The sequence below is a fragment of the Pantoea sp. SIMBA_079 genome, from assembly GCF_046940275.1.
GTDB classification, from domain to species: domain Bacteria; phylum Pseudomonadota; class Gammaproteobacteria; order Enterobacterales; family Enterobacteriaceae; genus Pantoea; species Pantoea borealis.
Genome location: NZ_JAWRYR010000006.1, coordinates 102,772 through 122,426, shown reverse-complemented (window position 1 = coordinate 122,426; position 19,655 = coordinate 102,772). Strand labels below are relative to the sequence as shown.

Here is a 19,655-nt window from a genome sequence, read left to right as displayed (position 1 = left end):
CAAGTGACAGCGGGCATTTAATCAGAAATTAACGCAAATTGAGGATTATGCGCCGGTATGAGAGACGTGATTGACCTTTTTCGCTGAAGAAAGCGTCTCTTTCAGCTGGTTTTCATCCAGCTGGCCCACCCATTTAGCCACCACCACCGTGGCCACGCCGTTACCTACCAGGTTGGTCAGCGCGCGCGCTTCGGACATAAAGCGGTCGATGCCCAGAATCAGCGCCAGACCCGCTACCGGCAGATGCCCTACCGCAGAGAGCGTCGCGGCCAGAACAATAAAGCCGCTTCCGGTAACGCCGGCCGCCCCTTTAGAGGAGAGCAGCAGAACCACCAGCAGGGTGATCTGATGGACAATGTCCATATGGGCGTTGGTTGCCTGCGCAATAAACACAGCAGCCATGGTCAGATAGATTGAGGTGCCATCCAGATTGAACGAGTAGCCCGTCGGAATGACCAGCCCTACTACCGATTTCTTACAGCCGAGGCGCTCCATTTTATCCAGCATGCGCGGCAGCGCTGATTCAGACGATGAAGTGCCCAGCACAATCAGCAGCTCTTCTTTGATATAGCCGATAAACTTAAAGATGTTAAAGCCAGCCCAGCGTGCAATCGCGCCCAGCACGATCACCACAAAGAGGATACAGGTGATATAGAAACAGATGATCAGCTGGCCGAGCTGCACCAGCGAGCCGACACCATATTTACCGATAGTGAAGGCCATGGCGCCAAATGCACCGATAGGTGCCAGACGCATGATCATGTTAATCACGCCAAAGATCACTTTTGAGAAGCTTTCAATAACGTTGAACATCACGGTACCGGCGCTGCCGAGGCGATGCAGCGCGAAGCCAAACAGAATAGCGAACAGCAGTACCTGCAGAATGTTGCCGCTGGCAAATGCACCGATGACGCTGCCCGGGATGATATCAAGCAGGAACGCGATCACACCCTGCTGTTCTGCCTGCTGTGCATAGACAGCCACGGCTTTCGCATCCAGGGTAGCCGGATCCACGTTCATTCCAGCGCCAGGCTGAACCACGTTTACCACGACCAGCCCGATTAGCAGCGCGATAGTACTGACGATTTCAAAATAGAGCAGCGCGACTGCGCCGGTGCGCCCAACGGCTTTCATGCTCTCCATGCCGGCGATACCGGTCACCACCGTACAGAAGATCACGGGGGCGATGATCATCTTGATCAGCTTTACAAAACCATCACCAAGCGGCTTCATTTGCGCGCCCAATTCCGGATAGTAATGGCCTAACAGAACGCCGATGCCGATGGCAACCAGCACCTGAAAATAGAGGCTTTTAAACAGTTTCATAACAGGTGTCCAGGTAGAGACGGCATTCACCGCCTGTGTCAGGGAGAAACGCATGCGGCAAGCCGCCTGAGCGCGTAAAACCTTACCGATGAATTGAAAATAACACCCTGTTAACAGGATGAGTATCCCCTGACATTCCTTACAAAAGTTACAAAACTCTAACTATGAACTGAAACGCTTCAGCTAGCGCTGTGCCGCGGTTTCTGCAGAACAATCAATTGATAAGGTCACTATCACGGGTGTGAATAGCGCTGCAGCCAGCCCTGCTCAAAGGTCGTAAGCGGCAGGGCTTCAGCATACAGGTAGCCCTGACCGATAGTGATGCCACGCGCCAGCAGCCAGTCGCGCTGCTCGGCCGTTTCAACGCCTTCCGCTACCACATCAGCATCCACAATCTTTGCCACGGCGGCCACAATGCGCACCATGGTGTCATCATCCGGCAGCGCGGCAACAAAGCTGCGATCCATCTTCAGCTTGTTCACCGGTAACGCTTTAAACTGATGCAGATAATTGAGATTACAGTAACCCATACCAAAATCGTCCAGCGCGACGGCAACCCCGGTCTGCTGCAGCGCGCGCAGCAGCGCCATCGCCTGTTCTGCGTCGCCTATCCCGGCGGTTTCGGTCACTTCCAGTACTAACGATCCCGCCCGGATGCGATGCCGCTCCAGCAGGCTCTGCAGATGAGCCACCATGCCGCTGTCGCGCAGCTGGACGGCTGAAATATTCACGCTCAGCGGCAGCGTAATACCCCGTCGCTGCCAGCCGGCCAGAATACGGCACGCCTCTTCAAACACCCAGCGGCCGATGGCAGAAATCACACCAATCTCTTCCGCGCTGGCGATAAACTCTTCCGGCAGCCCGTAGCTGCCATCCGCCATGCGCATACGCAGCAGTGCTTCAGCCCCCGCCAGCTCGCCGGTTGCCATGTTGAGCTGTGGCTGCAGATACAGCGCAAACTCGCCCTCCTGTAGCCCCTGCAGAATGTCATGCTCCTGGGTCAGCCGCTTTTGCGCCCGCTCAGTCAGTACCGGATCAAAGAACAGGATCTGATTTTTCCCCTGATGACGTGCTGACATCATGGCGGATGTCGCCCGATCCAGCTGCTCACGGGCAGAGCACAGGCTCTCATCAGAGAGTGACAGCCCGATACTGGCATTGGGTCGCAGCTGCAGCTGATACAGATTTACAGGCTGATTGATGCGCAGCATCAGGTTACGCGCCAGGCGCATTGCGCGGAACGGGTTGTGCGCCCGCTTCAGCAGCAGCGCAAAATCGCTGAGGCCCGTCTGCGCCAGCAGGGTATGGTCATCAATCGTGCTGCGGATTTTCCCGACCAGCGTGAGCATCAGCGTATCGCGCTGCTCATCGCTCAGCACGCCGTTGGCTTCCTGCAGCGTTTCAATCCGAATAACCATGACGCTCCAGGGCTGCTGCCGGTGACGCTGCTGCAAATGCTGGTCAAGCAGCGCCAGAAACAGCGTGCGATTAGGCAGATCCGTCACGGCAAAATGGGTGGTCAGACGGCTCATCTCATCGTGAACAGACTCCAGCACCTGCTGATTACGGTTATAGCTGCGGATCAGCATGCCTATCTCATCATCACGGTGATTGCCGGGCAGCGTCAGCTTGTGTGTCAGGATGGCGGGCGGCGGCAGTTCCTGCAGCTCGCGTGAAATATCGCGCAGCGGATGCACAATCAGGCGGTTAATACACCAGCTGATCGCAACCGAAAGGATCAGCGCCATCAGCAGCCAGGTGGTGATCATGGTTGAGAGCGTGCTCAGCAAAAACTGATAAACGCGCGAGGAGTCCGCCTGAAGCACCAGATAGGCGATGGGTTTTGGCATGCCGCCCCGCTCAATCGCATACAGCGGCAGCGTGATCTGCACCGGCAGCTCAAACAGGCGGGCGACCAGACGCGGAACCGGCTTTTCCGGTGCGAAGTCGGCGTGCAGTGCCTGAAACGCATTGGGCAGCACAACATCCGCCCGCGACAGGATACCGGCGGGTTTGAGCGTGTTAAGAATATGTTCAGCCTGAGGAATGTCCGCTTTCAGCACCGCTTCTGAGAGTGGCTGGCGTACCGTGTGCGCCACATTCTCCATCTGCTGGGCGTAGTCAATCCTGCGCTGCTGCACAAAATGAAAAAGCTGGATAACGATAAAAATCGTGATCGTTACCAGCACAACCGCAGACACGGCTGCCATTTGCTTGATGGTTAACGAGCGACTGACGCGCAACAAAATCTCTCCCGGCCGCAATGCCGCCATAATCCGCAGTGATAGTAGCCTGAATGCGCAGCAAGTATATCCCAGGTCTCAGGGGTTGTACGTCGCGATAAGAGTGAAAATCATCAGTCGGGAGGAAGGGAGACGCGTTTTCAGCGTTTTACCCGTACAGGTTACGGGAGAAAGCGAGCGCGCATCGCGCGCTCGCGGAGCAACATCAACGCTTTTCCTGCAGGGCAAGCCATACCAGCAGCTGCAGACTGGCAGAGAAGTAATTCTGTTCCGGCTGAATGCGGTCGCTGAGATGACTGGTCTGGTTCAGCGTCAAATCGCGTACGGCGGTCAGGCCACCCTCCATATTATAGGGTGCCGGGCTGTTAGCCAGGACATCGAACCAGGCCGGTGTGGTCTGGCGCGGATAGCCCTGCCAGACACGCTGAAACGGCACCAGCCGCAGGCTCTGCGGATCGTACCACCAGATATTCAGCGGCACGCGAATCGCATCATAACTGAACCGGTTAGAGTAACCCACAGCCGGGGCGACAGAGCCATCGGCGTTCAGCGCGACCCAGTCCAGCGGCAGCGCGGTTTTACCAAACTGCATCTCACCCAGTAGCGTCATACCATCGTCAATGAGCGCATTCCAGACGCGCAGATGGCTCTGCCGGGCAAACGCCTCCCAGGCGGCAAACAGGAAATAGGAGGGGTTCAGCACGACGTAGCTCGATTTATTAAAGCCGCTGGCACCGGGCAGCATAACTGTGTGTCCGGCATAATCGATCACGTTCAGTTTGATGATCGCACGCTGAATGCGATCGGAAGCCTGCTGGTAGTCGCCTCCCCACTTCTGTGCCGCACGCTGCAGTGCCCAGGCGATCAGCACATTACCGTCGCTGGCGTCATTTTTGTCCGCCACCGGATCGGCAGCGTCAGGCACATAACGCCAGTAGAACAGATCATTTTGCGGATTATGCAGGTGCGTACGCGTCCACTGCCACAGCAGATCAAACGTAGCCCGATCGTTATTCGCCACCGCCAGCAGCATCCCGTAGCCCTGACCTTCCGTATGGCTGACGCCTTTATTGCCGGTATCGACAATGCGTCCGTCGCTGTTCAGAAAGCGGGATTTATAACTGCTCCAGCCGTCTGCCGTCGCCTGGGCGCTAAAAAATATCATCATTAAACAGAGCATCCACTGACGCCCGTGCCGCATTACATTCATTACCGCTTCCTATTGATATCGATACAGCAGCGTTACGCCATTGTTGTTTTCCAGCGTCAGCGGTACTGCGTCGCTGCCGCCCTGATCGCGCAGCCACTGCGCATACAGGCCGCCCAGCACGGCGCCCATTGCCAGCTGCCAGCGTTCCGCTGGCAGCGTGTTGTGACCTGCCGGCAGCGCATGATGCTCAATCTGAATCGCATTTTCTGCCGGATGCAGCTGCACAAATCCCCAGTTGAAGCGGGCCAGCTGCAGATTCATCTCCCGCTCCAGATCCTGCACGGTATGCGCAACCGGCAGTGGATAACGCCTGGCCAGCGTCTCCCCGGTGCTGGCCAGGAAAGCCGCGGCCTCGTCGCCGCCGTTCTCCAGTACGCTCTCTGTCATTACGCAGACCAGATCAAACCAGCCAGGCTGATGCGACCAGGTCGCACGTGCGGTGGGTTGCTCGCTCATCAGTTGTCTCCAAACATATAGCGGAAGTAGAGGTTAGCGGTGCTTTCGTTATAGTCGCCAAAGGTGTCATACCCCAGCTGACCGCCGATCGTGACATCTTTGTTGATCTTATAATCTGCACCGGCGTGCAGGTTGTAGCCCACGCCATTTTTACTTTCACCGCTGTAGTAAGCACTTCTGACAAAGCCGCGGTCGGCCAGACTCTGCAGCTGCGACTGCAGCGCAGCGTTGTCCGGGAAGTAGGCGCTCTTGTCCTGGCTGTAAGACTGATAGCCGACCGATCCTCCGACGTTGACTTTCAAATCGTCAAACTGACGGCTGAACTCCACCGGGAACGAGACGGACGCGTAGTTCTGCGGGCTGAAATAACCGCCCTGCCCATAACTGAAATAGCTGAGGTTTTTGGAGAAATCCATCCAGGAGAGGTTCATCCCCACCTTCAGCTCGCGATCGTCATAATGGAAAGGCCGTACATACACGCCTGCGGTTGCCTGCACGCTCTGGTTGCTCGCCACATTTTCGCCAATGTAGCTATAGGCGCCACCGCCGGCATAGAGTCCGGCATCGCCGTTGTCATAGCTCAGCAGCGCATTCGCTCCGTTTTTCGTGACGCGTCCCCAGCGTTTACCGCTGGTCTTATCTTCTGCACCCACATACGAGAGCAGGCTGTCGGTCATGGCCCGGCGTTCACCGGTCAGGATCAGCGTCAGGAAATCCGTGAGTTTTGGTGACCACTGGATCCCGCCCACCAGCGTGCTGAGATCCTGGCCCAGCGGCGTGCTGCCAATATCGATTTTATAGCTGTCGCCCTTCAGCGCCATATTCAGCTCAACGCCGGAAGCGGACTGTGAATCGGTGGCTGAAGCGGGAACGTCCGTGATTTTCGCATCCCCGGCTGCCACGACATTGCCCTGCACCAGCGCATTGCTGCCAAAGCGGCGCCATGCATCTCCGCCAGCGCTGCCCGCGGTCAGTGAAACCGGCGTAACGGTAAAATCAAACCGCGACTCGCCAAACGGCACCGTGGAAAAGGTCAGCGGCGCTTTCGCTTCGGTCAGCTTACTCAAGCCTGACTCGCCATCGCGTCCGCGCACCTGCATCTGTCCCTGTACCCAGGTCCCGGTTTTCTCCTGCAGCGCGTCCATCATCGTGTCAATCTGATGCAGCGTCTGGTTCTGCTGCAGCACAGGCGTATTGGCTGCCAGCGTACTGTCGGCGGTGCTGCCTGCAGCCGGTGCGTTCTGCCACGGCATGACCGCGCCATAGCTGGAAGATGACCGGCCAACCGGCGAGGTGCTGCGGTTGATAAAGGGATTATCCGCCAGCGCCAGTCCGCCAACCGTGGGTACGCTGCCGCTTTGTGCACCCTGCAGACCAATCATTTTACCGCGTGCGGTACGCAGATAACGCATCGCTTCGCTGTGTTCGCCGTTGGCTTCCGCTACGCGCGCCAGCAGCAGCAGCCGCTCCGGTGTCTCTTCATTGCGCAGCCCGCGCGTCAGCGTGTTTGCCCTGCTGATATCATTCTCTGCCAGCGCCACGTTAATGGCGCCAGTGCGCGCGTCCTGCTGCGGCGTATCCTGCGTGATCAGATAGTCATAGACCACGCCCGCCTCTTTATTCATTTTGCCGGACTGATAGAGGCGCGCCATGGCAAACATCAGATCGCGGTTTTGCGGATCCTGCTGCAGCGCACCCACCAGTTTGTCATAGGCCGCCGCATACTGTTTCTGCTCACGCAGGCGATCCACTTCGTTGATCAGATAGCCGTTGCGTACATCAGCCAGCTGCGCGGGCGTACTGCGTGCCTGCAGCTCAGGCGAACTGAGAAAACGCTGCGCTTCACTGCCTAATCCGGCCTGATTAAGCACCGTGACCTGCGCAGCATAGTCCCCGGCGTTACCCTGCACGCCGCGCTGCATGTTGCTGCGTACCACCGCTACGGCGCTGGTGATATCACCCGCTTTAGCCAGTTTCTCTGCCAGATTGCCGGCGTCCACCGGATTAGCCGGCGGCGTGGCGGCCAGCGCGCGCAGCGTGTTCGCCGCCGCCGCATCCGAGCCCTGCGCCAGATACTGGTCAGCCGTCGCCATCTGCAGATTGAAGTTAACGCGCTGCGCCAGCTCGCGCATGGCAGCGGTTTTACTGCGATCGGGAATACGCGCCAGCAGCTGGCTGGCCTGCTGCCATGCGCCGCTTTCGCTGGCGTTAAGCGCACCGGCATAGAGTTCGCTGCTGGTCGCGCCATTGCGCATCACCGGCTGCATCACGTTGGCGGCCATCAGCGTATTGCCCTGCGCGCGGTAGAGCCGCGCCAGATCCAGACGCAGCCAGCCATCGGTGGGATAGCGCTGTACGCCACTGGTCAGCGTGGCGATCGCGGCAGCGCTGTTGCCTGCGGCCTGCTCGCGTTTCGCCTGTGCCCGGATGGGATCGCTGTTGTTACCGCGTGGCGCCACGCTCTGCCGCACGCTGTCGGGCAGTGAGGCGAGCAGGCTGCTGGCTTCAGCACTGCGGTTCTGCTGACGCAGCACATAGAACAGCCCCTCTTTGGCGCTGCGGTTATCCGCATCGCTTTGCAGGATCGCACGGTAGGTCTGCTCCGCCTGCTCAGGCTGATTAGTGCGGCGCTGCACATCGGCACGGAACAGTTTAGCCGCTACGCCTTTTTCACCTTCCGCCTGGGTCAGGGGTTCACTCAGCGACAGCGCCTGTGCACTGTCGCCACTTTTCAGCGCCTGCTGCGCGGCCGCGAGCTGTGCGTAAAAACGGGCGTCCGCCGCCTGCTTCTGCCGTGCCTCACTCTGATCGCCGCCCAGCTGTGCCGCCCGGTTCAGGTAGTCTGCGGCTTCAGCGTAGCGTCCGGCACGCTGCGCGACATAACCCATACCCGCCAGGGCATCCGCATCCTGCGGGTTCGCCTGCAGCACCTTCTCAAAGCTGGATTGTGCTCCGCTGACATCGCCACTGTTCAGTGCCGTAAAACCGGCCCCTTTTTCCGCACCGCCCACGTTTTTGCGGTAGTAATCCAGCACCCCGTTATCCTGGGGATGACGCTGCTGCCATGTCTGATAGAGCGCAGCATCAGAGGCCTGCGGTGCCAGCCAGAGCAGCGCCTGACGCAGCGAGCGATCGGCCTCTTTGTTGCCGTCAGCCATACCGGCCAGCAGCTCGATCCCCTGCCGGCGGGTCGACTCCTGATAGGTCATCGCTTTGCCCAGCGCCAGATGCGCGCCGGTATCCTGCGGATGATCGGCGGCGAACTGGCGCAGTGCCTCTACGGCCTGCGGCAGCAGCGTGCGATCGCCGGCCATGGTCAGGTAATATTCGGCGGCGACGCTCGCCGGTGGTTCGTTGCCGCTAAAGGTATTACGCCACGTCTGCAGCGCGGCAGCGATATTGCCGCTGCGCGCCTGCTGACGCGCCAGCGACAGCTGCGCCTGCGGAATACTCTGCAGCTGACGTGCGGTATCCAGCTCGGCCAGATGCGCATCATTGGGTGAAACGGCACTCAGCCGCGCACGCCACTGCGCTGCCTCGGCGGTACTCCCGGTCTGCTGAGAGTAGAGCGCCAGCAGATAGAGCGCCTGAGTATTATTGGGCTCCGCCTGCAGAATTTTCTGCAACGACGCCTTCGCCAGATCGTCATGCGCTTTCTGATGCCAGTAGGCCGCCTGGTCAAACAGCGCCTGAAGCGCAGGGTTATTGCTCTCTGCCGCCAGCAGCGGCTGAGAAAGCGTCAGCGCCCCGCCCAGCAACAGGGCGTGGCGGATGCCGGCACTCAGTATATTTTTATGCATTTTTTATCCTTACTTCCTGCCGGACTGACTGTCTGCTTTGGGGTTAAGACGCCGCCATGCATGACGCTTCAGCATGAGCCAGGCGCTGCTGCCGATCAGTACGGCCACCAGCAGCGCGGCCAGTGCCATCAGCACCGAGTGCTGGTTGGCATACCAGACCACCATCATGTACCACGGCATTTCACCGCTCGGAAACTGCGGACCAACCCGGAAGCTGCGGATCCCATTTTCATCGGTAATGATGGCGGTATCGCCGCGAATACCGGCGTTGATACGTGCTGAATTAAGGTCGTCATGCAGGCGCAGCAGCTGCTGATCGCTGGTTGCCACCGTCATGACCACCAGCCGGTCGGCGCTCCACGGCGAGCGATAGCTGACAAAGCCGCGCCACGCCTCATTTGAGGAAAAGTAGCGATCGGCATCCAGCTCCTGGCGATACCAGTCGCCGGTCAGCCAGCCGTGCAGTTTTTCCATCAGGCCAGGCTCGTTAACGCTCAGCGTATTGCCACTGGTCTGCCACGGCGTGCCGTGCAGCATCTGCTGCGTAAAGGCGCTGTGCTGCATGGTGCTCACCGCCAGCACATCATTCTGCTGCAGCCGGCTCAGATTGGTGCCGCCTTCAGGCAGGCCAAACAGTACCTGATTTTGTACCAGCGCCACCCCGGTTGCGTTACCCGCGCGCGCCGCCATATCGAGTAGCGTGGCGATCTCCGCATCACCCGGTTTTTCCGGCAGCAGCAGCGTGGTCTGCGAAAAATCTGCCAGACGCGTAAACGGGAACGCGGCCCCGACAAAGTAAGAGAGATTCGGCAGCATGGTGAAGTGACGGGTGTGGCTCAGATCGATCCACGAATCCTCTTCGATGCGGCTTTTGATATTGTTGTTAAGCAGTACGCCACACGGCGCATCCGCTTTGGGCTTGATATTAAAGTAGAGCGCCAGCTGGTTATCACCGTAAATCAGATAGGGCTCCAGCTTCAGGGTGTAGTGCTCCTGGCGCGCGTCACCCCCCAGCCGGTGCCAGGCGCTCTCAAGCAGGCCAACTTTGTTGACCGTCAGATTACGCAGGAAGGTTCCGTTGAGGGCGACATTCAGAAACGAATTGTTTTCATCGATCCAGCTTTCAGAGGGGAAACGATAGTGCAGATTCACCGGAATCGTATCGCCATCCCACAAAAACAGATCGGGTGCCGCGCGGAAGTTAACGCGCAGCGCATCGTGCCAGATACCGGTCGTGGTCAGGCTCTGATCTTTTCGCAGCAGCTCACTCAGGCGTACCGGACGTGAGGTGTTGATCCAGCGCGGCGCATCATAAGGTTTACGCTGGGCCAGCGGCTGCGGCTGCACGTTAAGCTGGCTCGCATCCGTGGTCAGCGGTTTAGTTGTCAGACGATTCGCCGCCTGACGCAGCTGTGCATCGTCACTGCCCACAATCAGCAGCAGTTTATAGACCGGATTATCAGGATTATCGATGACCTGCAGCAGCGGGCCATTGCTGGCCGGCAGCGTCACCGTACCGATTTTGTCGCCCGGATGCCCAATCAGAATACCGTTACGCTCTGGCAGCGCGCCGCGACTCACCGGAAAACGTATACCGCGGTAGTCAGACTGAATGCCCATCCACGACGCCACCAGTGCGGCAGCGCTCACCGCATCCGGCGTTACGCTGCTGGCAAAACCAAAGGTGACGCTGGCCGGCGTCATACGCTGCGCATCAATAAACGGGCGCGGGAAGTTACGCAGGCTGGTGCCGATATTCAGCTGCTGGCCCTCCAGGCTCAGCGTGGTTTGCGGCAGAATCGTTACCTGATACTGCTGTGCGCTCTCTTTTTCACACAGCAGCTTATCCGCATCGTTGATTTTAAAGCTGAGGTTGTTATCTGACACTACCATGGCAGCCGGAATATCCAGCTGATAGTCGCTGACGTCGCTGTCGCTGGAGCCGAGCGGCAGCGTGCCGAGCGGCTGTCCGTTCAGCATCAGCTGCAGCGACGTATTGCGCGCGGCCAGCGCTGATGAGACGCGCAGCGACAGGTTGAGCCGTGCGTTGGTAACTACCTCATCACCGGGCAGGGTAAAGACAATGCCCGACTGCAGCTGCCCGCCGGTCAGGGTGATACCCTGCTTCTGCCCCATCTGCGACACCGAAATGGTGCTGCTTACCGGCTGGTTAAGAATGGCGCTTCCGGTATCAGGCGCAGGCAACAGGATTGCCGGCGCTTCAGCCTCAGCTGGCGCGGCAGTACTGCTCTCCGGCGTGTACGGGGCGGCACCGGCCGCCTGCTGCAGCTGCGCGTCAGCCGTGCTGTCGAGCCCTTCCGGCGGCGGCACGGCTGACAGCGCACTGCTGTCCTGCGTAACCGCAGGCTCTTCAGCCTGAACCGATGTCAGCAGCAGTGCGGTCGCCAGCGAACTGGCGAGCAGCGTTTGCGTTAATTTCTTCATGCTGCGCTGTCCTCTTTCGCCGCAGGCTGGTCATCACGCTTGTGCTTCTCGCGGCGATCTTTCCAGGTCAGCCAGAACAGCTCAAAAACGGTACGAATAATAGTGCCGATCGACACCAGCGGATTATCCTGCTTATACTCCGGCTGGATCCACGCATCCGCTCGCGCCAGCACGACGCGCACCAGCTCGCGGCGACGCGCCAGCGGCATTGCGCCAAAGCGCAGGCGAATCGTCTCCGCATCACCGGAAATTTTACTGACCGGAATGGTGATGGTGCCGGACTTCAGCAGCAGATCGATCTCTTCAATCTCATCCTGTTCATGCCGGTTGTCAGGCGCATCCAGCTGCGCGCCGCCCATCGAGAGATCGCTGGTGCGGGTACGCGACGAAATCCCGCTGGCGTAGTGGATCACAGCCGGGATCTGCACCTCAATACGAATGGTTTTACGCACCTGTTTGGTTTCGCGCGCCACGGCGATGGCCGCCATTAAAATAATCAGACTGAAAATCGCCCAGCCAACGTTAAGCGCAATAACCCAGGGATCGACCCCGAAATAGTCATGTGCCGTCGCGCGAACCACGCCGGCGACAATACCGATGGAGAGCAGCGTCGCGACAATGACGTGCGGCCGTACGATATGAAAATCAAAGAAGCCCTGATCGAGCAGGCCGCCTTTGTCCGTTACGTTGAACTTGCCGTGTTTTGGCGACAGCAGCGTCAGAAGGGTTGGGATCACCAGATGGAAACACATCACCGTTTCGTAAATCTCTCCCCAGAAGGTATAGCGGAAGCGACCATTCATGCGGGAGTTTACATAGAGGGACATCACCAGATGCGGCAGCACATACGCGAAGATCAGCGACGCCGAGGAGTGGATGATATTCAGGTTAAACAGCAGATAAGCCAGCGGCGCGGTAAGAAATGCCACGCGCGGCAGGCCAAACTGGAAGTGCAGCATGGCGTTGAGGTAGCAGAGACGCTGCTGCCACTTCAGGCCGCGACCAAACAGCGGATTATCCACGCGGAAAATCTGCGTCATGCCGCGCGCCCAGCGGGTACGCTGAATAACGTGCAGGCCAAGGCGCTCGGTCGCCAGACCGGCCGCCAGCGGGATCGCGAGGAATGCTGAGCCCCAGCCGCGACGCTGCATTTTCAGCGCGGTGTGCGCATCTTCTGTTACGGTTTCAACAGCAAAGCCGCCGATCTCTTCCAGCGCACTGCGCCGGATAACGGCACAGGAGCCGCAGAAAAAGGTCGCATTCCAGTTGTCATTGCCCTGCTGTACCGGACCATAAAACAGCGATCCCTCATTAGGGATAGTGCGGGCGGCACGCAGGTTACGCTCAAACGGATCGGGCGAATAGAAATAGTGCGGCGTCTGCAGCAGTGCCAGCTTTGGATCCTTCAGGAAAGGGCCGACCGTTGCCTGCAGGAAAGCGCGCGTGGCGACGTGATCGCAGTCGAATACGCAGATCAGCTCGCCTTTGGTAATCGTCATCGCGTGGTTAAGATTGCCCGCTTTGGCGTGGCGGTTATCATCGCGCGTGATATAGCCAACGCCCACGTCGGCGGCAAATACCGCGAACTCGCTGCGCTTGCCGTCATCCAGCAGATAGACTTTGATTTTGTCGCGCGGGTAGTCAATACACTGCGCCGCCAGCACGGTATCGCGCACCACATCCAGACTTTCGTTATAGGTCGGTACGTAAACATCCACCGTAGGCCACAGACGGGTATCATCCGGCAGCGGTTCAATCGTACGCTTTAAAGGCCAGGTGGTCTGCAGGAACCCGAGAATTAAAATCAGCCAGACATAAAGCTCAGCCAGATATAGACCAATACCGAGAATAGCTTCAATCTCGGAATTAAATTCCAGCGTTTCGGTAGTGCGCCACCAGATATATCGGGTCGACATCAGCGCGGAAAGAATAACCATTACCACGGTTATTTTACGGCTTTTGCTGAAGCCCAGTAAAAACATCATCCCGATGCTGATTAAACCAAAAATATATTGTTTCTGGCTGTCCATAGGCGTGATGATGATTACCGCCGCAACCGGTGCGAGCACCAGCAGCAGCAGGTAAAACCCGAGTTTACTCATGAGTCACCCTGAAAAAGCGTTGTAAATTATCTGAGCCGGGCCGAAGCCGGCTATTAATACTGGCTGCGGATCGGTGCCTGAACTTCACCATTACCAACCTGGATGCTCAGCAGATTCGCTATGCGTTTCGCCACCAGTTCAATATCAAATGCGGCCGCCGAGGCAGGACTGAAATCATAAACTGACTGCTGTGATGCATTTGCTTCCGCCACGCTTTCATCACGGTGGACAACGCCGAGCAGGTTATCGCCCAGACGCTGCTGCATGAATGACGTCACTTCCCGGCTAATATTGCGGCGATTATCGCTTTGGTTCAGCACAAAATAGTGGCCATATTTATTATTCAGCGGCTGACCAATCATGCGGTTATTTTCAATCTGCGGCAGCAGAGACACCGACGCCGTATCCGCAAGCATCACGACCAAATGCATATCGGCAAGTTGCTGCATCGCTTTAAGCGCCGGCCCCGGACCGGGAGGAAAATCAGCCACAATCACCAGGCCGGGGTAATTCAGCACGGTATCCAGACCACGCCGCAGAAAATGGGCGTCGCTGGCAAGCTTGTGTTCAAAGCGTTCACGCTGCTCCTCTGTAACGTCACCATAGGGCAGCACAAAAATATTTCCGCCGGTGGTCAGAATCGACTGGCTCCAGTCAGCCTGCTCTTCGGAACGCGCAACAAAGCCACGTCCATCCTGCAGCGGCACACCAAAATGCAGACGCAGCGCATTCTGCACATCAAAATCAATTGCCAGCACCTTGCTGCCGGCGCGCGCCAGACTCCACGCAAGGTTGGCCGCCATCGTGGTCTTCCCTACTCCCCCTTTTGGCGAGCACACACAAACTAACGGCATAACGCAATCTTCTCCAGTAGCGGTTTAAGGGGTGTCTCTTTGGACAATACAGCGGGCTCAGCCGGACGCGAACGAAACAGCGTACTGAAGCGTGCAGAGGCGGACGGAGTGACCGGAGCCGGGGCTGCCGCGGCGGCCGGCACCGCGCTGGCAGGCGGTAGCGGAGCAGCAGGGCGGGTCACGACCGGCTCAGGAAGCGGAGGCGGAGGCGGAAACAGTGAGCCGGCATGCTGCCGCTCAACGTGCACTGCCGCTGGCATTGCTGCCGGCGCGCGCTTTTGTGGCGACGGCGGCGGAAACAACCCACTGCTGCCCGGTGCGGCTTCGCTGGCTGGCGCGCTGGCCGTCTGACTGAGAACAGAGGTGCGGTGCTCAGCCGGAGCACGCGGAGCGGCTGGCATAGCTGGCGCAGCAAATGCTTCAGGGCCAGCGGGCTGCGGCTGCGGCAGATCGATACGCTGCCCCTGGCCCAGTTCCGGCGCGTCATCTGTGCTCAGCTGGCGCAGAATAGCCCACTGATGATGATCGGCGCTCTGCGCCTGACCCGACATATCTTTGAAATCGATATCAAGCGTCTGCGTTTTCTCTTTGAAACGCTGCAGATCGTCATAATTCTTCATGATCAGTGCCTGTGAAAGCAGAGGGAATTTTTTGGCGAATATAGCACACACATTAAAAGACGGTGAGAAAATTCTGATTATTAAAACCGCATATCTGATTAAGCGATTTTATCTGCAGGCGTGAGAAACCAGCTGTCTTACCGGCAGGAAATGCGCCGCAAAAAGCGCCTTATGCATTGCCATTAACCAAAACGAACGATGAACTTATATCCATATAAATCAATGTAAATAAAGGATATTCATGAATTCAGCGTTGCGTATCTTCGCCGGTTGAGCCTGCAATGCCTGTGCGCTTATTTCAGAATTTGTCTTAGCGCGCAGCGCGGGAAGTTCTGTCGCTGACTATCAGATAACGTAATGTGATAAATTTCCGGCAGTTTTGTCAGCCAGCCTGATAAATATTAGCATCACTGAACTGTTTTTGCTGAAAAAAGAAAGGCTCCCGCAGGAGCCTTTCTTATTAATGGCGTTAATCAGGACGTTTCCAGCGGCTGGTTTTCATCCTGATCAACGGCAAAGCAGGCCACCTGCTGATCGCCATAGCGTTTGAGTTTTGGCTGCAACTGTACGCAGGTGCCAAAACGGCGACGGCAGCGCGCGTTGAACGCGCAGCCCGGCGGTGGATTAAGCGGACTGGGCAGCTCACCGGTCAGTTTAATGCGCTCGCGACGCTCATCCGGATTAAGGCGTGGCGTGGCAGAAAGCAGCGCCTGCGTATAAGGATGGCGCGGATTGCTGAAGATCGCCTCTTTACTGCCTTTTTCCACACAGCGTCCGAGGTACATCACCATGACTTCATCGGCGATGTGCTCGACCACTGAGAGATCGTGCGAAATAAAGACGTAAGAGAGGCCGAGATCCTGCTGCAAATCCATCATCAGATTCAGCACCTGCGCACGTACAGAAACGTCCAGCGCTGAGACCGGCTCATCCGCGATCAGGACATCCGGATCCAGCATCAGCCCGCGCGCAATCGCAATACGCTGGCGCTGACCACCAGAGAACATATGCGGGTAGCGATCGTAATGTTCGGTCTTGAGACCCACTTTCGCCATCATTTCCAGCGTTTTTTCACGCCGCTCTGCTTTGCTCAGCGCGGTGTTAATAATCAGCGGCTCTTCAAGGATCTGGCTGATTTTTTTGCGCGGGTTGAGCGAGCCGTAGGGATTCTGAAAGATGATCTGAATTTTCTGCCGGCGCAGTTTTTGCGCCTGCGGATCGTGCTTCAGCAAATCCTGTCCGTGCCAGTAAAGCTGGCCTTCGGTCGGAGTTTCAATCATGGTCAGCAGACGACCCAGCGTGGATTTTCCGCAGCCCGACTCGCCCACTACCGCCAGCGTTTTACCCCGCTCAAGGTTAAAGGAGACGCCGTCCAGCGCCTTAACCAGACGCTCCTGACCAAACAGGCCTTTCTTAACCGGGTAGTGTTTTTTCAGGTCAATCGCCTGCAGCAGGTAATCCTGCTTCGTGTTATCAGGACTCATAGGTCGGTCTCCCGGCATCATCCAGTGGGAAGTGACATTTAGACTGGCGGCCCGGAATGTCGCGCAGCGCAGGTTCTTCGGTACGGCAGCGATCGGTCACATAGGGGCAGCGCGGATTCAGCAGACAGCCGGAGGGGCGGTCATATTTACCCGGCACCACGCCCGGCAGCGAGGCCAGCCGCGCTTTGTCTGCCGCAAACTCCGGCAGCGCCCGCAGCAGCGCCTGCGTATAGGGATGACGCGGCGCTTTGAAGATATCCACGGCTTTGCCGCTCTCCACGACCTGTCCGGCATACATCACAATGATGTGATGCGCCGCTTCGGCAACCAGCGCCAGGTCATGGGTGATGAGGATCAGCGCCATGTTCTCCTGCTTCTGCAGCGCCAGCAGCAGTTCGATGATCTGCGCCTGAATGGTGACATCCAGCGCCGTGGTTGGCTCATCGGCAATCAGCAGTTTAGGCTTGCAGGCGATCGCCATGGCGATCATCACGCGCTGGCTCATGCCGCCCGACAGCTGGTGCGGATAGACATCCAGCCGCGAGGCCGGATCGGGAATGCCGACCTGCTCCAGCAGATCGATGGCGCGCTGACGCCGGGTGCGTTTACTGCCGCCCTGATGCACCTTAAGCGCTTCCATAATCTGAAAGCCGACGGTATAGCAGGGATTCAGGCTGGTCATCGGGTCCTGGAAAATCATGGCGACTTCTGCGCCAACCAGCTGCCTGCGCTCTTTTTCTGAAATCTTCTGCAAATCACGCTGGTTAAACTCCAGCTTCTCTGCCATGACCCGGCCAGGAAAATCGATCAGGCCCATAATCGCCAGGGAGCTGACCGATTTACCGGAGCCTGATTCACCGACAATCCCTACCACCTGGCCCTGCTCTACCTGATAACTGATGCGGTCAACCGCACGGAACGGTGTTTTTTCGTCGCCGAAATGCACCGATAACTTCTCTACATTTAATAACGCCATCTCGGTGCCTCTTTTACTGCTTGAGTTTCGGGTCGAGTGCATCACGCAAACCATCGCCCATGAGGTTGAATGCCAGAACCGTCAGCAGAATGACCACTCCAGGGAAGGTCACTACCCACCAGGCACTTTGCGCATACTGCAGCACGTCGGAGAGCATGGTGCCCCACTCCGGCGTCGGCGGCTGCGCCCCCATTCCGAGAAAGCCCAGCGCGGCCATGTCGAGGATGGCGTTGGAGAAACCGAGCGATGCCTGCACAATCAGCGGGGCCAGGCAGTTTGGCAGAATATTGATGAACATCTGACGCAGCGTGCCCGCACCGGCTACGCTGGAAGCGGTCACGTAATCGCGGTTAACCTCCACCAGCACCGCCGCGCGCGTCAGGCGGATATAGTGCGGCAGTGCCACAAACGTCAGCGCCAGTGACGCGTTGACGATGGAGGGGCCGAAGATCGCTACCAGCACCAGCGCCAGCAGCAGACTGGGCAGCGCCAGCATGATATCGACCAGACGCATAATAGTGGCATCCACTACGCCACCGAGATAGCCCGCCATCAGGCCAAAGATCACGCCGAAAATCAGTGACAGCAGCACGACCAGGCAGCCTACCAGCAGCGACAGGCGTGCGCCGAACATCAGGCGCGACAAAATATCGCGACCCACATCATCGGTGCCGAGGATATAGCTCCAGCTGCCGCCTTCCTGCCATACCGGCGGATGCAGCAGCGCATCGCGGAACTGCTCCGCCGGACCGTGCGGTGCCAGAAAATCGGCAAAAATCGCAATCAGCAGCATCAGCGTGATGTAGACCAGGCCGATAACCGCGCCCTTATTACGTTTAAAATAGTGCCAGAATTCCTGAAACGGGGTCATCGGCTTTGGTGCGGCAGTTACGCGCGCGGGTTCAACAGCAGACATAACTCCCCCTTATTTCTTATGTCGGATGCGCGGGTTAACCACGCCATACAGCAGATCAACCAGCAGGTTGACCAGAATGATCAGGATGGCAACCAGCAGCACGCCGCCCTGCACCACCGGATAGTCACGGCGCTGCAGCGCTTCAATCAGCCAGCGGCCCAGCCCCGGCCACGAGAAGATAGTTTCGGTCAGAATCGCCCCGGCCAGCAGCGTACCGACCTGCAAACCAATAACGGTGACGACCGGCAGCATCGCGTTGCGCAGCGCATGCACGACGATCACCCGCATACGCGTCAGTCCCTTCGCGCGGGCAGTGCGGATATAATCCTCGCCCAGCACCTCCAGCATGGAGGAGCGCGTCATACGCACAATCACCGCCAGCGGAATAGTGCCCAGCACAATCGCCGGCAGGATCATATGCATGACCGCATCTTTAAAGTCGCCCTCTTCTCCCCACAGCAGCGTATCGATCAGCATAAAGCCGGTCAGAGGATGGCTGTCATCAAGGAAGATGGTATCGCTGACCCGGCCCGATACCGGCGTCAGGTTAAGCTGCACCGATACCAGCATGATCAGCATGATCCCCCACCAGAAAATCGGCATGGAGTAACCGGTCAGGGAGATACCTACGGCGGTATGATCGAAAATGGAGCCGCGCTTTACGGCGGCCAGTACGCCCACCGGGATACCCACGGCGATCGCAAACAGCATGGCGCAGATGCCCAGCTCCAGCGTCGCCTGGAAACGCGGTACAAACTCATCCCATACCGGAATGCGGCTCTTCAGGGAAATACCGAGATCGCCGTGCAGCACTCCGTTGATATAGGTGATGTACTGCTTCCACATCGGCTGGTCGAGGCCAAACTGCGCCATCAGCTGTGCATGACGCTCCGGAGAGATACCGCGCTCGCCCGCCATGATCAGCACCGGATCGCCGGGGATCAGATGAACAAACGCAAAGGTCAGTAAGGTAATACCGATAAACGTCGGGATGACAAGGCCCAGACGTCGGAGTATGAATTGCAGCATAAGCCGGATTCTCTGTCATTCTCCCGCAGCGGGAAGTCGTCACGGGACTACATTGCTCACAACGCGCGGTCGGCAAAGCCGGACGCGATGCAGGCAGCGCTTCAGTAAAAGTATTTGCCGGAAAAAAGTACGGGGTGCGGATGGCAAAGTGCGTATCCGAGGGCCAGCAGGCTGGCCCTCACCGTGATAATCCG

Annotated in this window: 13 protein-coding genes; all 13 read right to left on the bottom strand. The window is 58.1% G+C overall.

What is annotated here, in order from left to right:
• Positions 1-45 precede the first annotated feature (45 nt).
• The 13 genes from SB719_RS10630 to dppB all read right to left on the bottom strand — a co-directional run bounded on the left by SB719_RS10630 (position 46) and on the right by dppB (position 19,461).
• Positions 46-1,326 (bottom strand): dicarboxylate/amino acid:cation symporter, encoded by a 1,281-nt coding sequence (locus SB719_RS10630; RefSeq protein WP_065647923.1) that lies wholly within the window; start codon positions 1,324-1,326, stop codon positions 46-48.
• A gap of 233 nt (positions 1,327-1,559) precedes the next feature.
• On the bottom strand, positions 1,560-3,569 hold the full coding sequence (gene hmsP, locus SB719_RS10625; RefSeq protein WP_292970665.1) for a biofilm formation regulator HmsP: 2,010 nt from the start codon (positions 3,567-3,569) through the stop codon (positions 1,560-1,562).
• A 205-nt stretch (positions 3,570-3,774) separates the two neighbouring features.
• Positions 3,775-4,779 carry a glycosyl hydrolase family 8 gene (locus SB719_RS10620; RefSeq protein ID WP_304234896.1) on the bottom strand — a complete coding sequence of 335 codons (1,005 nt, stop codon included), beginning with the start codon at positions 4,777-4,779 and terminating at the stop codon, positions 3,775-3,777.
• Between the two features lie 9 nt (positions 4,780-4,788).
• Positions 4,789-5,235 (bottom strand): cellulose biosynthesis protein BcsD, encoded by a 447-nt coding sequence (bcsD, locus tag SB719_RS10615; RefSeq protein ID WP_412159220.1) that lies wholly within the window; start codon positions 5,233-5,235, stop codon positions 4,789-4,791.
• The gene (locus SB719_RS10610; RefSeq protein WP_304234899.1) at positions 5,235-9,035 is read right to left on the bottom strand and encodes a cellulose biosynthesis protein BcsC; all 3,801 of its coding nucleotides are present in this window, start codon (positions 9,033-9,035) and stop codon (positions 5,235-5,237) included. The genes bcsD and SB719_RS10610 overlap by 1 nt, the downstream gene beginning before the upstream one ends.
• Before the next feature lie 9 nt (positions 9,036-9,044).
• Positions 9,045-11,480 carry a cellulose biosynthesis cyclic di-GMP-binding regulatory protein BcsB gene (gene bcsB / locus SB719_RS10605; protein WP_304234901.1) on the bottom strand — a complete coding sequence of 812 codons (2,436 nt, stop codon included), beginning with the start codon at positions 11,478-11,480 and terminating at the stop codon, positions 9,045-9,047.
• Positions 11,477-13,582, bottom strand: a complete 2,106-nt coding sequence (gene bcsA / locus SB719_RS10600; protein WP_292970135.1) for a UDP-forming cellulose synthase catalytic subunit — start codon at positions 13,580-13,582, stop codon at positions 11,477-11,479. The genes bcsB and bcsA overlap by 4 nt, the downstream gene beginning before the upstream one ends.
• Positions 13,583-13,635: 53 nt before the next feature.
• Positions 13,636-14,436, bottom strand: coding sequence for a cellulose biosynthesis protein BcsQ (gene bcsQ / locus SB719_RS10595; RefSeq protein WP_304234903.1), 801 nt, complete (start codon positions 14,434-14,436; stop codon positions 13,636-13,638).
• Entirely contained in the window at positions 14,427-15,056 is a 630-nt protein-coding gene (bcsO, locus tag SB719_RS10590; RefSeq protein WP_314687453.1) for a cellulose biosynthesis protein BcsO, read from the bottom strand. The genes bcsQ and bcsO overlap by 10 nt, the downstream gene beginning before the upstream one ends.
• Positions 15,057-15,529: 473 nt before the next feature.
• Complete coding sequence (gene dppF / locus SB719_RS10585) at positions 15,530-16,540, bottom strand: dipeptide ABC transporter ATP-binding subunit DppF (protein ID WP_065647835.1); 1,011 nt, start codon at positions 16,538-16,540, stop codon at positions 15,530-15,532.
• Positions 16,530-17,516 carry a dipeptide ABC transporter ATP-binding protein gene (gene dppD / locus SB719_RS10580; RefSeq protein WP_065647836.1) on the bottom strand — a complete coding sequence of 329 codons (987 nt, stop codon included), beginning with the start codon at positions 17,514-17,516 and terminating at the stop codon, positions 16,530-16,532. The genes dppF and dppD overlap by 11 nt, the downstream gene beginning before the upstream one ends.
• Before the next feature lie 13 nt (positions 17,517-17,529).
• The gene (gene dppC, locus SB719_RS10575) at positions 17,530-18,432 is read right to left on the bottom strand and encodes a dipeptide ABC transporter permease DppC (protein WP_292970140.1); all 903 of its coding nucleotides are present in this window, start codon (positions 18,430-18,432) and stop codon (positions 17,530-17,532) included.
• A gap of 9 nt (positions 18,433-18,441) precedes the next feature.
• Positions 18,442-19,461 (bottom strand): dipeptide ABC transporter permease DppB, encoded by a 1,020-nt coding sequence (gene dppB, locus SB719_RS10570; protein ID WP_065647838.1) that lies wholly within the window; start codon positions 19,459-19,461, stop codon positions 18,442-18,444.
• Positions 19,462-19,655 lie beyond the last annotated feature (194 nt).

What these genes read in the sequence shown, in the direction of transcription:
- bcsO (WP_314687453.1), bottom strand. Translation starts at nt 15,056, where the DNA reads ATGAAGAATTATGACGATCTGCAGCGTTTCAAAGAGAAAACGCAGACG.
- SB719_RS10610 (WP_304234899.1), bottom strand. Translation starts at nt 9,035, where the DNA reads ATGCATAAAAATATACTGAGTGCCGGCATCCGCCACGCCCTGTTGCTG.
- dppC (WP_292970140.1), bottom strand. Translation starts at nt 18,432, where the DNA reads ATGTCTGCTGTTGAACCCGCGCGCGTAACTGCCGCACCAAAGCCGATG.
- SB719_RS10620 (WP_304234896.1), bottom strand. Translation starts at nt 4,779, where the DNA reads ATGAATGTAATGCGGCACGGGCGTCAGTGGATGCTCTGTTTAATGATG.
- dppB (WP_065647838.1), bottom strand. Translation starts at nt 19,461, where the DNA reads ATGCTGCAATTCATACTCCGACGTCTGGGCCTTGTCATCCCGACGTTT.
- bcsD (WP_412159220.1), bottom strand. Translation starts at nt 5,235, where the DNA reads ATGAGCGAGCAACCCACCGCACGTGCGACCTGGTCGCATCAGCCTGGC.
- dppD (WP_065647836.1), bottom strand. Translation starts at nt 17,516, where the DNA reads ATGGCGTTATTAAATGTAGAGAAGTTATCGGTGCATTTCGGCGACGAA.
- bcsB (WP_304234901.1), bottom strand. Translation starts at nt 11,480, where the DNA reads ATGAAGAAATTAACGCAAACGCTGCTCGCCAGTTCGCTGGCGACCGCA.
- bcsQ (WP_304234903.1), bottom strand. Translation starts at nt 14,436, where the DNA reads ATGCCGTTAGTTTGTGTGTGCTCGCCAAAAGGGGGAGTAGGGAAGACC.
- dppF (WP_065647835.1), bottom strand. Translation starts at nt 16,540, where the DNA reads ATGAGTCCTGATAACACGAAGCAGGATTACCTGCTGCAGGCGATTGAC.
- SB719_RS10630 (WP_065647923.1), bottom strand. Translation starts at nt 1,326, where the DNA reads ATGAAACTGTTTAAAAGCCTCTATTTTCAGGTGCTGGTTGCCATCGGC.
- bcsA (WP_292970135.1), bottom strand. Translation starts at nt 13,582, where the DNA reads ATGAGTAAACTCGGGTTTTACCTGCTGCTGCTGGTGCTCGCACCGGTT.